We start from the raw sequence: 15,818 nt of genomic DNA, 5'->3' as shown, positions 1-15,818 counted from the left end.
AAACACAGAACAAAAAAAAGTGCTTTAAAAAATAAGGGGTGAAATTTATGGCTCAAATTCATTTTACAGAGGCACTATTTAAAGTGCATTTAATCTTTAGTTGATAGTTTCAAGGGTGTTATGCTTATTGGCCCCAATAATCCTGAAGGCATGGGGTTCCATACTGTGGCATCAAATTTTTGATAATCCTTGTTCACCATATTGATTTCATAGAAAATTTTCCATTCCTCTCCTCTCATTTCCTTGGCTCGAATACGATTTGCAGCTAAATTGGTCACTTGAATTTTTAAGGTGTTTTTGCCTACTTTTAATTCGCCTATATTCAGTTCAAAGGGAGCTGACCACGCCGTACCTATCTGTTTGCCATTGACCCATACTTTAGCGCTTTCACGAACATCTCCCAAGCTTAGCTTCCAATTATCGGCTGCGGAATCAGGTTTATCAAACTCAATGGTATAGCTGGCTGTTCCTGAAAAGTTTTCTTCATCTTCGCCTAACGTTGTCCATGAACCTAAGGTTGACATGGTAGATTCTTCGGGTAATTTAGGCCCTCCTTTTAAGAAAGAAATCTTCCAATCGCCCGTGATTTCTATTTCCGCTCCGCTTGGTTCGTAATAATTCCAAGGCTGGATATCCGCGCTTTTTCCTGTTTTTAGAATAATGGATTCACCTGAAGCAATATCAACTTTCACCAAAGTTTTGGATTCCTCTTTTTTAACAATGGCTTTTCCAAACTCTCTGTTTAATGGGTCGTACATTACCACTGCTTCTGCATCAGCCTGCAACGGAATAAATCCACCAATTGTTTCAGCGGTATGGTTCACCAAATAATATACCTTTTCACCATCTATATCCCTACGATTAAATTTTAAACCGGTCTTCACCAAAGTCTCGGGATAAATATCTGCTTCTTCCAAAGCTTGGAACAGATTGGTTTCTGAAGTTATTTCTGAGCTTAATTGTGTCAATTTTTCGTTTTGCTCTTCGTACTGATAGTATCCCGGTACCGTTTCCGGTATCCCCTCAAAAATAATATGGGCCCCATCGTTTTTTAGAGCAACCAATTTTTCCATAGTCTTCAAAGGCATGTTTTTACAATTTGGAATAAGCATACTTTTGTATGTTCCTCCCGGCAATTGCAACTTGCCGTTGACCACGGTTGCTTTTGAAATGAAATCGTCAGAAATAAAATCCACACCGTAACCTTCATCCATCAACCTTCTGGACATTTCATAAAACGAAGTACCATGCAACCATTCTTTAAGCGAATGGATTTGAACCTGATAGAATAATTTTCCTCCTTTATCCCATACATCATAAATGGGCCAATACACCAATGTTTCGTTGTCTGCCTTACCTGCTTGAAGAAACGATTGACAGTTGGCGATATAGGAAAAAAGTGATGGGACGTCTTCCCAAATTGTGTTGGTTGGGTTAAAGTTTACGGAAGCATAGAACTTCCATCCTGGCCAGGCAACACGTTCTGGGGAATAGGTAGAACCGTGTAAAAAAATATGGTTGATTCCATTGAGCAATAATTCTTCGGCTTCTGGTTTGCATTGCGATAATGCGGTCTTAAAATGATCCCGCAACCAAGTAAATGTCTCTGCAGAGGTCAATGGTTTTCCAGATATGTGCGCTGCTGAAGATGAAAATTTAAGCATCACCGCATCTGCATCACCTTCCCGTATGTCTTCTTTTTCCCGTCTAAATCCCTCAATATCAAAAGGCATGGAACCAAATGTTTCACATTCGGGAATATCTGCAGAGGCATACATATCTATTAAATTACCGGGAGAGCCATGAGCTTGTAAGCGCGATTTAAATTGATGATCATTTGCCCAAGCCGTCCAAGGTTCATCAAAATCTTCCAGTAATAAATCCGACAATGTTTCCCTGTAATCGCTTTTAAAGCGATTGCCCAAATCCGTGCTTGTGGTATCTAATAGAAGATTGAGGTATGGTCTTAAATCGTATCCCCTTCTTTCTTGAAATTCTTCAAAAAAATTAGGGGTGAAATCGGTATTGTACACTTCATAACTATCATTGAAAATAGCTCGTACTTTTCCGTTTAAATCACTAAAAGAAGCATCAAATCGAGCCAAATAACCCTTGAGTGCATCGTTGGAGTAATGGTCTACGGTATACCCTTCCCCACCCGGAGCGGAGCGTTTAACCTGTTGACCTGTCTTTCCTGTGAAAATGGCATAAAGGGTATAGTTGCCTTCTTTAGCGGTCCATTTTAACTTGGTTCCTTCCAATTCATCGGTTAAATCAAGATAGCTACCATCGTCGCCATAGGCCAGTACATATTTTAAAACAGCTGTTTCTTTGTCTCTGTCATTATCAGGAGCAATTTTCAAATCAACCGACGAACCTTTTGCTACTTTATAGGTATTGGTCACCAATTTGGTCGCTGCATGTTCTTTGGTCACTTGAGGGCCTCCATATGGCCAACCGGTTCCCAAAGTCAAATCTACCTGCATATTTAGGCTGTCTGCAGTTGCTATGGTATAATCCAACATTTCGACCCATTTAGGGGATAGAAAATCTATAAAGTTATCTTCCTCTCCCTTTACCCCATAAATTGGAGCTATCTCTACACCGCCCAGTCCTGCTTCACTAAAGTCTATTAATCGCTGCTTTATGCCTTCCTTATCAACAATATTGCCCATCCACCACCAACGTGTCCATGGTTTTGTTGTGTTGCTGATTTCTGGCCAATCATAGTTTTCAACAGCATCTTTATTGTGTTCTTGACAACTGATAAATGCCAATGAGTACAGCATGCTGAAAACAAACAATTTCCTTCTCATGACCTTTATTTAAGAATTGTTTCTTCTAAACCTACTTTATAAATCTGAGTTTCCCCTTCAAAATTGGCTCTAAAGATTACAGATTTCCCATCTGGTACAAAGTGAACATTGGGTTCCAAATCATAATCATGGTTTTTCATGTTCACCAACTTTTCGGAAGTCAAACTATCGGTTTTAGGGGTAAAGTGATACAGCCACATACCATCTTTCGCGCGAGCCACTTGCCCTTCATCGCCTCCATCACCGGCAAAGGTTTTTAAATCTGGGGATATATTGAAATGGATGGACCATTCATCTCTTTTCATGGCATAGCGAGCAGCCTCACCCGTTTCAACATTTTTACTTGCTAGGTAAAAAGTCTCGCCTCGAGGAATCTGCAAATCGTACCAAATGTTTTTTCCGTCAGGGCTAAAAAACTCATGCCCTGCTATTTCGCGATACACACTTCTTTTGTGCATTAATTGGTTCTCTTTTGTTTTTATGTTGATGGTCCAAATTCTATCGACTTTATGCCAAGGGCCTTCATGACAGTACATTAAAAGGTCTGGATCTGTTGGGGAAAATTGAATATGGTTCAACCATGCTTTTTCAGAGTAAATGGTATTCAGTTCCTTGATGTCCAAATCGATAATGAACAGACTCCTCTCTAACTTTGCCTCGTATATTTTATTGAAAAAGTCCTTTTTTTCTGGATTCCTTTTTAGAATCTCATTCTCTTCTTTGGTAATGAGCGCACCACCCAATAGGGTTTCATCTGCATTTAAACTGGTCACCGAACCAATAATCTCCTCAGGAAATTTATAAATAAACTCGGTCTTATGAGTATCTACATGGGTAGAGAATATGCTATCGTTCACCATATAAAATACCTTGCGGGATTTTCTTCCAACAATTTCTCCTCTTTTACGACCAGGTTTTTGGGTTACCTGCTCAGTATTACCAGTTTCAAGGTCAATTGTAAATAATTGATTGTCCGTTTCAGTACTTCCATAAAAAACCATCAAGCTACTTTTTCCATCACTGGATGGCAAAAAAGGATTGTTGTGAAAATAGAAGCTTCGATTACTCCCATCCCTGTTGACCAATCGCTCAATTTTATGATGGGTATCTGTATCAATCCAAACTTTTGGCATGGAATCATTCGCTCCCGTTTCCAAAATTGGGATGTTAGCTTCCTTATCAGCAGCTGGCCCACTGGTTTGCTTACATGAAATAGTAATTATTAAAGTAAGAACAATTAAAATTCCAAACGCATTCTTATATCTCATTTTGCATTTTCTTACTTATTATATTTCTGTTATTTCAGAAAAGTATGCCCATTTTTATTTTTATGCATCCTGCCCCATCCTGTCATTGCATCTGAGCGGTGCGGTTTAAAATGTGTGTGGAGTGAGGTATGGATAAAGTCTTTCAGCTATTGAGTGTAAAAAGGACTATTGAGAATTTATTAGCTTAGCGTCTATAAATGAGGGCGTTCCCGCAAACATCAAGAAATTAAGTTTTAATACAGATGGAGATGAAAACTATACTACTTATTATATCGTGTTTTTTTACGCTAACCATTATGGGGCAATTAAAACCTGTTGAGGCGGGAGTTTATAAATGGACCGATCACCCAGTGGTTATTGGTGAAGATAGGGAGTCAAGAAAAATTTTAGAAGGTGTTTCACCTCATTTCGAGTATTTGGAAATTCATGCAACTACGCAATACCCTGGTGCAAAACCAAGTACTGCTCATGCTAATGAGGATATTGAAGAATGTATTATTGTAAAAGAAGGGTCAATGAAGGTAACCATTGAGGGGAAGCAAAAAGTTTTGGGCACCGGAGGGGTTATTTTGTTAATGCCGCAACAAATGCATTCCATAGAAAATATTGGGGATACCAATCTTACCTATTATGTAATGCGATATAAATCCAAAAAGAAGATGGATATAGAAAGAGGTCTGGTTTCTGGCGGTTCCCTTATTATAAGCCCGCAGGATTTAGTTTTAAAACCAAGTTCCCGTGGTGCAGGTCGTGCTTATTTTGACCGACCAACAGCGATGTGCGAACGATTTGAAATGCATGTGACACGATTGGATTCCAAAGGGTTAAGCCATCAGCCCCATAAACATATTGAAACAGAAATTATTTTGGTGCTATCCGGTGAAACAGAAATGACGATAGACAATGAAGACTATACGGGCATAACGGGCGATTTTTATTTTATGAATTCCCAATCGCTACATGGTCTTCGTAATATTTCGGATAAACCCTGTTCTTATTTTGCGTTTAAATGGAATTGACTTATTCGGCTTTCACTTGTTTTCAGGGAAATCCATAAACTTTTTAAGCGTATTAACTTCAGATTCCCTTGCATTGGCCGATGAAATCCAGAATTCAAGATATTTGGAGGATTTTGATATCAACAAATGCTGGGTACCATCATACATTCTTTTCTCAAAATCCTCAGGGTTAAATAATATGCCTGCTCCCAATTCTACCTTTTCAGCAGCAACATCTTCTGGGTGCAAGCCCCAAGTGAAAATACGATTGTCCTCAACTACCACCTCTCCGTCTGGGTGATAATTGATTCCGGTTACAAATTGCACATCTAAATCAGCCAACGCATAGGCTTCAACTTTGGCTTTTCGCAATCCTGAAAAAACAGTCACTCGCACAAGAATATCAACGTTACCATTTTTATACGGAACATTTTCGGAAAGCATTTCCATATAAGAGGTGTTTCCTTCTTTTACCACACGCGCCCAACGCTGCGATACCGGGTCCAAAAAGACTACCTTTTCTCCATCCCAAAGACGAATTCCTCCCAATCCAACGGTAGGTCCCACTTTATAATAATCAGCTCCCCATCCGTCTTTTTGTTGTTCCGGGGTTGGATACCATTTTCCTTCACGTAATTCCAGTCCAGGTTTTGCTTTTGAATAAACATCAATGGCAGTCTTCCTGTCAAAATAAATCCGTAATCCAAGCCACTCATTCTCAATGGCAGGGCCATGATGCCCCAAAGACCTATAGAGGTCGCCGGATTCTGATGCAATTTCGTCTAAATACAAACCGTCTTTATTTAAAAACAAGCTTGCGTCTGTATTGTTCTGGGCTTTCATCATAAAGCCCGACACTACGAATAACAATAATAATTTTAGTTTCATATCGATTCTATTTTTAGTTTCATATCGATTCTATTTTTAGTGTGAAAAAGTCAATTGTGATTAATAAAAACGAGGAGCATCCTTAAGCATTTTCATAACCTCGTTCCCTGCAAGAAAAACTGGGCCATAACCATGGGCGGCATTTACATTTGTAGGGCGCTTGTAATAAAAACCAGGTTCGTAAGCAACACCTGTTCCTACACATGTGCCTTCAACTTCTCCAGCTTCATTTATACGTGTTGCCACCGCTTTCCACGCTGCAATCGCGGAAGGACCATAAGCCTGGATATCCAACCAACCTTCGTTGATCCCATGGGCCACAGTATAAGCAAACATAGCGGTTACACTCGTCTCTGTATAGGAGTCGTTGTGGTCCAATAGTTGATGGAAAAATCCATCACCTCCTTGTAGGGGCATAAATCCTTGTATTTGTGCAGTAAGAAGGTCTTTAATCTCCTGACGTTTAAAATGGTCTTTGGGAAGAACATCCAGTACATCACTCATGGCAAGCAATGCCCATCCGTTGGCACGTCCCCAGAACAGTGATGGGTGAAAGGTCATGTGCTCAATCCAGCTATGTCTGAATAGTTTTTTCTCAGGTATCCAAAGGTGTTTGGCAAACAGTTCAATTTGAAGCGCAGCTTCATCATAGTATTTTTGAGCTACTTCCGGGTCTTCGCTTTCAACCAATTTCCCCATATAGGCAATGGGGGGAATACCCATATACATGTCATCAACCCACACGGAATTTCTGGTTGGGCGCAAACGGGCCAACGTTCTATCGTGCAAACGGTGTTCCTTGTTCATGGTAAAGTCGAAAGCGATATCAATTATTGGGCGAAGTTTTGATTCCAAATCAGGGTTCGCCAGTACACCTTTTACAAAAGCAGCCTGTATAGAGCCACAATCATCCAACCAGATGGGCTTTATTAACCCCCGAAGCGTGGCAGACCGGCTATCATCATTAAGCTTAACAAAATAAGGGTGTATATCGCCCACAAAGTTGAATCGCTCGTTTACATAGTCCGCATAGCGTTTGTCACCGGTATCCTCAGCAACTTTGAGCATTCCTGAATACGTAACGCCCCACTCATATGAATATAGGCCAAAACGACCTCTCTGGAACGTGGTGTTTTTATCAATATTTTTATAGTTGGCAACCTCCTCTCCACTCTCTCTATCCACCAGTTTGGTAGGCGTGTTGGCATTCAGGAAATCGAATACCCGGTCCAAATCGGTTTTAATGGTTTCTATCAGCGGATTTGGCCCTTCCTGATTAGCTCGTGATGGCCCTTGAGCCATAATCCCAGAGACGGACAACGCGTAAAGCAGTATGATCGCTATACTATTTATGTGTTTCATTGATGTTGAATTTAGTTAAATCTTTATGTTTGTGTTACTTTGCTGTGGTTGAAAATTTGTTTAGTTTAGATTTCAGGTCAAATGTGTAATCGATTACGCAAAATATTAAAATTATGCACCAAGTCCTACTGTCTTGCGTTTTTTTTCAATATTGTCCGTGCTTGATTTCCAGTCAATTGATTTTGAAGTTTTATAACATAAACTTCCTCATTATCAATCTGGGGCATATTTTAAAATATGATACCCTGATCGGCCTTTGACAATAAAGCAGGTTTGATGAGTGGTGGGATTTCCGGATGCAGAAAAAATATGAACGTTATGATTCCTTGCAGAGAGTGATACGAAATGTGCTAGACCAATATTGATTAATTTGTGCTGTAATATTATTATATGAAACCTATAAATACCGCTTTATGTTCATTTGGAATGAGTGGACAAGTATTCCATGCACCGTTTGTTGATGTCAATCCAAATTTCAGTTTATACGGTGTTCTAGAGCGTACCAAAAATCTGGCCCAAGAAAAATATCCAGATGTAAAAACGTATAGGACCTTGGAAGAGCTTCTTAGTGATGAGGCTGTTGAATTGGTTGTGGTAAATACCCCAAACAGCACACATTACGAGTACACAAGACAAATCATTGAAGCCAAGAAGCACGTAGTCGTTGAAAAACCCTTTACAGCATCTTTCAAAGAAGCTGAAGCGTTAATTTCATTGGCAGAGAAGCACGGGGTTAAGCTTTCCGTATATCAGAATAGACGATGGGATAGTGACTTTAAAACTGTAAAAAAAATTATTGATGAGGACAGTCTAGGGAACATTGTTGAAGTTGAAATGCATTATGACCGATTTGCCCCTGAATTGAGCTATAAAATCCATAAAGAAATACCTGCGCCTGGCGTAGGCATTTTATATGATTTGGGCTCCCATATCATAGACCAAGCGTTGCATTTGTTTGGAATGCCCCTAAGCGTTTTTGCCAGTGTAAACACCTTTAGAGAAACCTCAAAAGTTACCGATTATTTTGATGTCAAATTGTATTACCCTTCCCATTATGCAACCTTAAAATCCAGCTATTTTGTACTGGAGCCATTGCCCGCATATATTGTTCATGGAACTAATGGTTCGTTTATAAAATCCAAGGCAGATATTCAAGAAGCGGAGCTTCAGAAAGAAGTAAAACCAGACACTGCCAATTGGGGAGTAGAACCTGAATCTGAAATGGGATTATTGCATATTTTGGAAAATGGAAAATCAAAAAAAGAGCTGATTCCTACAGAGAGAGGAAATTATATGGCTTTTTATGATGGTGTTTTTGAAGCCATAAGAAATGATAAGCCTGTACCCGTTTCGGCGACTGAGGCGGCACAAGTCATTAAAATTATTGAAGTAGCATTGGAAAGCAACAAAACCAAAAGAGTTATCGATTTATGAAAATTTATTTGTTTATAACCATTACCGTAGCCACCATTAATCTTCATGCCAAGGTTTTAGATACAACTTGGAAATCTATTATACCTGATAATGAGAACTCCTGGTCCAAAACGGCGAAGGCCGAAGAAATTGAAGAATCGGCATTTTTAATTAGGCCGGAAAAGTCCTCTGAATGGGAATCAAAAATCAAGTCAAAAAAAACCAAAAACCCACAAGACGAATACAACGTAGTCGTTGCTCAAGATGGCAGTGGAGACTTTGTCAGTATTCAAGATGCTATTTATGCCTCAAAGTCATTTCCATATCAACGTGTAATCATCAAAATCAAAAATGGGATTTACAAAGAAAAGGTTCATGTATATTCCTGGAATACTAAGGTATCCTTGATTGGAGAAAGTGTGGAAAATACCATCATTACATTTGACGATTATTTTGATAAAATCAATCTCGGTAGAAATAGTACGTTCCACACGGCTACCGTGCTTGTTGAGGGAAACGATTTTATAGCTAAAAACCTTACCATTAAAAATGCATCAGGCCCTGTTGGTCAAGCCGTGGCCCTTTCCGTAAATGCAAACAGAGCTTATTTTGAAAATTGTAAATTTTACGGCTTTCAAGATACTCTTTATACCTCCGGGGAGGATTTTAAACAGTATTTCAAAAATTGCTTTATAGAAGGAACTACCGATTTTATTTTTGGAGAAGCTACGGTACTGTTCCAAGATTGTGTGATCAATAGCAAATCAGACTCCTACGTAACAGCTGCTTCTACGCCACAGGGTGTTGAATTTGGTTATGTTTTTATTGATTGTAACCTTACGGCAGATGATAATGTATCGGAAGTATATTTAGGTAGGCCATGGCGTATGTATGCCAAAACTGTGTTTGTCCATTGTAATATGGGCGAACATATTCGCCCTGTAGGTTGGCATAATTGGTCCAACCTAGAGGCTGAGAAGAATACGTTCTATGCAGAATTTGAAAATATGGGCGAAGGCTTTAAGCCCAAAGAAAGGGTGGGTTGGGCACATCAATTGACAAAACAACAAGCTGAAAAATATACGATAAAGAATATTTTGGGTGAATATCAAGAGACTTCAAAAAAAGAATGGTATGAGAAATTATAGAGTACTTTTTATATTGATTTTAGTATTTCAATTTCAATCATGTAAAGAAGAAAGCAAAGAAACAGAGACCGAGACAGAACAGCCACCGCAACAAGTTTCAATTTATACCATCGGAGATTCCACCATGGCCGATAAACGCAATCCCGAAGAAAACCCAGAACGTGGATGGTGCCAATTATTGCCTACATTCTTAAACGATAGAGCAGTTGTTGAGAATCATGCGGTTAACGGACGTAGCTCGCGGAGTTTTATTACAGAAAAACGGTGGGACTCTATTTATAACCAACTAAAGGAAGGAGATTTTGTGTTTATCCAATTTGGGCATAACGACCAGAAATATAAAGATCCAACGCGATATACCAACCCACATACTGCCTATCGCTATAATTTGATGCGTTTTGTAAATGACACCAGGGAAAAGGGAGCAACCCCAGTTTTGTTCACCTCAATTGTTAGAAGGCGATTTAATGCCGATAGTACATTGGTGGATACACATGGTTTATACCCTTTGGAAACACGTTTGGTAGCTCAAGAACTAGACGTTCCTTTGGTAGATTTGCAATATTTAACAGAGCAACTGGAAGAATCTTACGGATTTGAAGGCTCTAAAAAATTGCATCTGCACTATCAACCCAACGAAATTCCATATTATCCTGATGGGAAAGAAGATGACACGCATTTATCGGTCCTCGGCGCTACCGAAATAAGTAAGTTGGCCATTCAATCCTTGAAGGAAAAAGTTGAAGGATTTGATGCTTATGTAAAGTAAACGATTAAGGCTTTCTAAATTGTTTAATTTCCATCGGGTTTTTCCACTTCAAAACGGGTGCTCATGGGTAAGGTCCAATCACTAAAATTATCTGGTTTTTGGGGATTATAAGTAGGAATGTTTGGTTTTAAAAACTTCACAAGTTCTAAATCTAAATCTTTTATGCCCTGCACTACACATTTCGCTATTTCATTGGCTCCAAAACTGTTGAAATGGGTATCATCTTCCAGTTTTTTATCTTGTCCGGGAAAGGTGTTTTCAGGATAGTGTACCAACGCTTTTTTGGAATCAGTAACACCCCAATTTTCGTACATAGAACGCGTCATTACTGTTAAATCTATCAAGGGCACTTTTAAACGGCTAGCCACTTCGCGCATAGCATCTGGGAAATCGCCATGTGTATGCTTTAGATTGCCATCACTATCAAAATGGCGTCTTTCAGTTGGCGTTAATAGTACAACCTTACCTCCTTTGTCTCTAAACGTATCGACATATTCCGCAAGTAAGTCGGTGTAAAGTCCCCATGCACCATTGCCTTCTCCTTTAATTTTTTCATCATTATGTCCAAATTCCACAAAAAGGTAATCTCCAGACTTCATGGTGGTCATGATCTTTTCCAGTCTTAAAACATTTTTAAATGCGGGTAATGATGATCCCGATTCGGCAAAGTTGGCTACCACAATGTCATCATTCAGATAATTGGTGAAGAATTGTCCCCAAGATGCCCAAGGTTCCACATCTTGGTCTGTAACCGTGGAATCACCCGCTAGAAAAATGGTTTTTATGCCGTTGGCCGGTGTTATTTCAATACTCTTAATAGCTGGTATTCCTGAAAATTCAAGGGTTAATTTATCATCCCAATTTAATTGGCCTTTATCCCTATCTTTTATAGCTATGGCACGTTCTTCATTAATTTGGGGTGAACGAACATTCACTACAAAAGAATAGTGTAGTTCATCCTCCTTATTTGACTCAACCTCCTGAAGCATTAACCGCCTCGATTCAGCTTTTATCGTAGTGTTTGCACATTTTTTTCCTCCCAAAACAACATTGACTTTATAATTGCCTTCGGGTAATTGAATAGAAAAATAAATCGATGATTTACTTGTGATATAATCTCTTTTGAATGCCACATCCTTTCCTGATTCATAATCGAACCCATACCCTAAATTCCCATTAAATGTAATTGGATTTCTTATTGAAATAGCATTTGTGTTTTCTGCTTTTTTTCCAAAGAAAAATGCTTTGTTTAATGGATTGTTTTGAGCAGTTACACCTAAAAAACCAGATAAAAAAAGTACTGAAAAGTGTTTACAAAAATCTGTCATAAATGAATTTTTAACCAAAATATCTTTAAAGAAAAAAGTTGAAGGATTTGAAACTTAAGTAAAAGGTCAAAACCCAATAACCTCCCAGTTATTTTCATGGGGTTTAAAGATTCCTGATTTTTATGTTCCGGTAATATATTTCGGCATACTCTGATTGCAGTAATATTTTGCCACCAATCAAACTTGAATTTTCACCATAATTCACCACTACCCCATTTACAATATGCACGCACTTACCGTTAAATGAAATTACTTCCACGGTATTCCATTCACCATTAGGTTTTTCAGCGTCTTTGCTCTTTACAACATTTGACCATTTTTCGGGTGTGTTTTGTTTTCCATCCACCTGAATAGTGCTATAGCCAAGCATCCAAAAATCACCTACATCACCTTCCTGAATCTGACATTCCACAGATTGAGGCCAAATCTTATCGGTTTCGTCCTCTGGCACATTATAACAGATGCCGCTGTCTCTTTTGTTATTTTCGCGGGGCGGCCATCTCTTTTCGCCCCACTTGAATTCAAGTGAAAAATGATAGTTTGCAAAGGCTTTCTCGGTCATAATGTATCCCAGCTCTTCCCCTGTATCATGAATGATACCGTTTTCTACCGAAAAAATATTGTTGGGGTCTTGGTGCTTTCCGGTACTTTCAAACCATTTGTACCAATTTGTGAAGTCTTTGCCATTAAATAGGCTTTCATACATGGCTTCGTTAGACACAGGTTTCACGTTTTTTAGAAGAAAAACATAATCATTGTAGTCGCCATTGGCTGCCTCTTCCATGCATACGATATAGGTGTTTTTTAATACCCCCTCTTTGGTTTTGGCAGGGTATATTCTCATGGCATGGTTTGCATTATTTGGATGATATAGAATATTCCAGATATCCTCCGAATAAACTGCATGGCTTGGGCTTACAACGTAAACACCAAACGTTTCTTCTCCCGGGTCGAAACTTGTTTTCCCATCAGCTACCTCGGGGAAAAGTATTTGATGTTCAGGAAACCCATTGGCTGTTGCCAATATTCCAGCTTGATATCTTTTTGGTCCATATTGGTTATTGACAAAATACCCAAATTGCAATGGAAAATCAGGGGAATACCTTGCTATTGGAATCAATTCCACCTTGCCATCACCCGCTTTTTGAAACATGCTTGGCGGCAACTCCTCGCCCTCTCTTTCTCTTCTTAAATGGTTCGCCAGCGTTTCCCAACCCACATTTGTTGTGTACCCCAAAGCATCAAATATTGTGGCCAAGGGGGCTTCATTTTCACCCTCCAAACCCTTGGTGGAAAGTCCGGCTAGCGAAATTTCAGTTTCATTATTTATAACTAAACTTGCTTTGGCTATTCCAATAAAATCGGCTGGAGGATTAAACTGAACCATGAGCACTTCCTTGTTCGATTTTTGTCCTATTACAGAAAAATAGCTTGATTCACTGCCTCCCAATGATGTTTTGCTAACCTTCTTTCCATAATTGATGGTATCTGGTTTGCTTACCTGTCCCTTTATGGCCGAAAGCGTAATGTTTTTTGGCAGGGCCAATTCTTGTGAAAATCCCAAATTGCCCATGAACAAGATGAATATGAGCAATAATCCTTTATTCTTTCCTGATGTAAACTTCATCTTTTTTATTTTTTAGTTGAAAGATTCTCTTGTGGGATACCTACTTAAATACTCGTCCGTGCCGTTTTAAGAAGTTCATTTATTGGTCCGGCCAATGCTCATTTAATAGTTAGTGTGCCCTTAGCTGCTTCTTTATGTATTTCCAAATAGGCTTCTTGTTTGTTGTAGCTCCATGAATCCGCACCAGTTACTTCTTTCGGAGCTGATTCCATTTTAACCCTAAAATACCACTTGTGCCTTTTTTCACCGTTTACGGTAATGCTATTTTTTTGGTCATCAAATTGTATGTTGACCGGGGTTACGTAAAAACCATCTCCCAATGGTTCAATATATTCAATTTCCGAAGTCCTTTCAGGGAAAATATACACAGCCATTTCTTCTGAAAATTTGGTAGTATCTTTCTCGAAAAGCACTTTCTTAGTAAGCGGATTTACCGGAAAGATGGTCACTTCCTTCTGTTTAGCTAACAAGCCTTCTACCATTTTTTGTATTTCATCTACAGTGCTCGTGTTTTCAACATCAATCACATTTAACAGGGAATCCGGCAGTGCGATATTGTTACTCCCCTTAATACTTATCAATTGCTTGCTCTTTATATTGACGCTTACATTCTCCAAGTCCCAATCTTCAGCATAGGCAATGGCACCACCATTTTTCGCTTCTATAGAAACATTTTCCCATTTTAAATTATGTATGGGTTTTTGAGGATATGCATTGGCATAAATCGCGGTTTCCGCCCCTTTTACATCGATATTAGTAAGTGTGATGTTTTTAAATTCTGGAATGCCCCGCTCGGGAGGTATTACTTTTTGGGTCATCATCCTCCATGTATCTTTTATTTCATCTTCAGGAATTTCATCAGGGATAACGGGATAACTATACTCTGGATACCAATTAAGTTCAAATTGAAATGGGCTCTTGACATCTTTCATTTTAATATCGTGAAACCAAATATTATCAATGACACCACCTCTTACTTGTGCCGATTTAAAACGAATTCCTGTATTTGTTCCAATGCCTTCCAAGCCATAGACCTCTATATTGTACATGCCTCCGGAAGTTTCGCTTCCAATAGTAAAAAGCCCATGTCCAGCTCGGGTAATACAGTTTCTGTATACAATGTTTTTGGCTGGTCTGTTCACCCGCAGACCATCAGCATCTCTCCCAGCTTTAATACATAAATTGTCATCATTGCAATCAATATCACAGTTTTCAACCAAGATATTGGATGATGAGTCGGAATTTATACCATCAGAACTTGGGCCAATGCCCCCAATATTGTTTCTGATGATGAGACCATCTACATGTACCCAGTCAGAATAGGTCAAGGAAATGGTCCAAAAACCAGCACGATTAACGGTAAAGTCCTTTAGTTGCACATGGGATGATTTATAAACCACAACGGGCCTTACCCGTTTGCAATCGTAATCAAGGGCCCACCGAATATTTTTCTCTTTGTATTCTTTCCACATTTCCCCGCTTCCAATGGGGTCTCCCCAAAATTTATCCCACCAATATTTCCCATTTCCATCAATAATACCTTCTCCTGAAATACTTACATTCTTTTGCTCATAAACATTGATAAGGGCTGCTGGCCAGTCCATTTCAAAGCCAGCAATTCGGGAAGGTACTTCAGGATAATGGCTATCATCTTGAATTGCTTTAATGGTCACCCCTTTTTCCAAATGCAGTTCAACATTTGATTTCATAAATAAGGCACCCGAAAGATATATCCCTGGCTTAAAAACCACTTTTCCGCCACCTGCTTCGTGCGCAGCATCAATGGTTTTTTGAATGGCAACTGTATTTAGAGTAATACTATCCCCTACGGCTCCATAGTCCGAAGCGTTATAAATAGTTTCTGGTATTGACATAAAATATTCTGAATAGAAAACGGACTCCAAATCCTGCACCAATTTGCTTTTTGTTTCAGAAGGGACGGATTTTTTTTCTTGGCATCCGGTCAAAATTCCGATCACGATAAAATAGAGTAAAATGAATTTCCGGTCTATGGCACTATGCCTTTTATTGCACATAATGGAATGGGTTTTATAGGAAGAGAAAACTAAATCGACAAAAAGCATAGCCTTTGTTTCAATTTTATTTTGCCCTACCGATTGTATACTAATGTATAAAGATAGGCTTGCGTAATCGATTACACAAATATTAAATAGTGAATCATAAACTTATAATGTGAAGTG

General features: G+C 39.0%; 11 protein-coding genes. 4 read left to right on the top strand and 7 right to left on the bottom strand.

Annotation, left to right across the window (positions count from 1 at the left end; translation table 11 throughout):
• Window positions 1–89 precede the first annotated feature (89 nt).
• Complete coding sequence (locus J0X14_RS17305) at window positions 90–2,816, bottom strand: glycosyl hydrolase (RefSeq protein ID WP_242528078.1); 2,727 nt, start codon at window positions 2,814–2,816, stop codon at window positions 90–92.
• 5 nt (window positions 2,817–2,821) lie between these two features.
• On the bottom strand, window positions 2,822–4,084 hold the full coding sequence (locus J0X14_RS17300) for an oligogalacturonate lyase family protein (protein ID WP_207099080.1): 1,263 nt from the start codon (window positions 4,082–4,084) through the stop codon (window positions 2,822–2,824).
• 248 nt (window positions 4,085–4,332) lie between these two features.
• Between J0X14_RS17300 and J0X14_RS17295 the strand changes: the two genes are divergently transcribed.
• Entirely contained in the window at window positions 4,333–5,103 is a 771-nt protein-coding gene (locus J0X14_RS17295) for a cupin domain-containing protein (RefSeq protein ID WP_207099079.1), read from the top strand.
• 12 nt (window positions 5,104–5,115) lie between these two features.
• On the opposite strand, the gene J0X14_RS17290 is transcribed toward J0X14_RS17295, so the two are convergent.
• Together J0X14_RS17290 and J0X14_RS17285 are read right to left on the bottom strand one after the other, a co-directional pair.
• Entirely contained in the window at window positions 5,116–5,970 is an 855-nt protein-coding gene (locus J0X14_RS17290) for a DUF4861 family protein (protein ID WP_207099078.1), read from the bottom strand.
• A gap of 60 nt (window positions 5,971–6,030) precedes the next feature.
• Window positions 6,031–7,332 carry a glycoside hydrolase family 105 protein gene (locus tag J0X14_RS17285; RefSeq protein WP_207099077.1) on the bottom strand — a complete coding sequence of 434 codons (1,302 nt, stop codon included), beginning with the start codon at window positions 7,330–7,332 and terminating at the stop codon, window positions 6,031–6,033.
• A gap of 390 nt (window positions 7,333–7,722) precedes the next feature.
• On the opposite strand from J0X14_RS17285, the gene J0X14_RS17280 reads away from it, so the two are divergent.
• Genes J0X14_RS17280 through J0X14_RS17270 form a run of 3 tightly spaced genes read left to right on the top strand, consistent with a single transcriptional unit; the run spans window position 7,723 to window position 10,662 of the window.
• Complete coding sequence (locus J0X14_RS17280) at window positions 7,723–8,766, top strand: Gfo/Idh/MocA family oxidoreductase (RefSeq protein WP_207099076.1); 1,044 nt, start codon at window positions 7,723–7,725, stop codon at window positions 8,764–8,766.
• Complete coding sequence (locus J0X14_RS17275) at window positions 8,763–9,893, top strand: pectinesterase family protein (RefSeq protein WP_207099075.1); 1,131 nt, start codon at window positions 8,763–8,765, stop codon at window positions 9,891–9,893. Before J0X14_RS17280 ends, J0X14_RS17275 begins: the two co-directional genes overlap by 4 nt.
• Window positions 9,880–10,662, top strand: coding sequence for a rhamnogalacturonan acetylesterase (locus J0X14_RS17270; protein ID WP_242528077.1), 783 nt, complete (start codon window positions 9,880–9,882; stop codon window positions 10,660–10,662). The genes J0X14_RS17275 and J0X14_RS17270 overlap by 14 nt, the downstream gene beginning before the upstream one ends.
• 23 nt (window positions 10,663–10,685) lie before the next feature.
• Here the strand turns inward: J0X14_RS17270 and J0X14_RS17265 are convergent, their stop codons facing one another.
• From J0X14_RS17265 to J0X14_RS17255, 3 genes are all read right to left on the bottom strand, one after another.
• Window positions 10,686–11,990 (bottom strand): rhamnogalacturonan acetylesterase, encoded by a 1,305-nt coding sequence (locus J0X14_RS17265; protein WP_207099074.1) that lies wholly within the window; start codon window positions 11,988–11,990, stop codon window positions 10,686–10,688.
• A gap of 103 nt (window positions 11,991–12,093) precedes the next feature.
• Window positions 12,094–13,617, bottom strand: a complete 1,524-nt coding sequence (locus tag J0X14_RS17260) for a DUF1080 domain-containing protein (RefSeq protein ID WP_207099073.1) — start codon at window positions 13,615–13,617, stop codon at window positions 12,094–12,096.
• 98 nt (window positions 13,618–13,715) lie between these two features.
• On the bottom strand, window positions 13,716–15,653 hold the full coding sequence (locus tag J0X14_RS17255) for a glycoside hydrolase family 28 protein (RefSeq protein ID WP_207099072.1): 1,938 nt from the start codon (window positions 15,651–15,653) through the stop codon (window positions 13,716–13,718).
• Window positions 15,654–15,818 lie beyond the last annotated feature (165 nt).

The organism is Allomuricauda sp. CAU 1633, assembly GCF_017313225.1.
GTDB lineage: Bacteria > Bacteroidota > Bacteroidia > Flavobacteriales > Flavobacteriaceae > Flagellimonas.
This window is presented reverse-complemented; position numbering and strand designations above follow the sequence as displayed.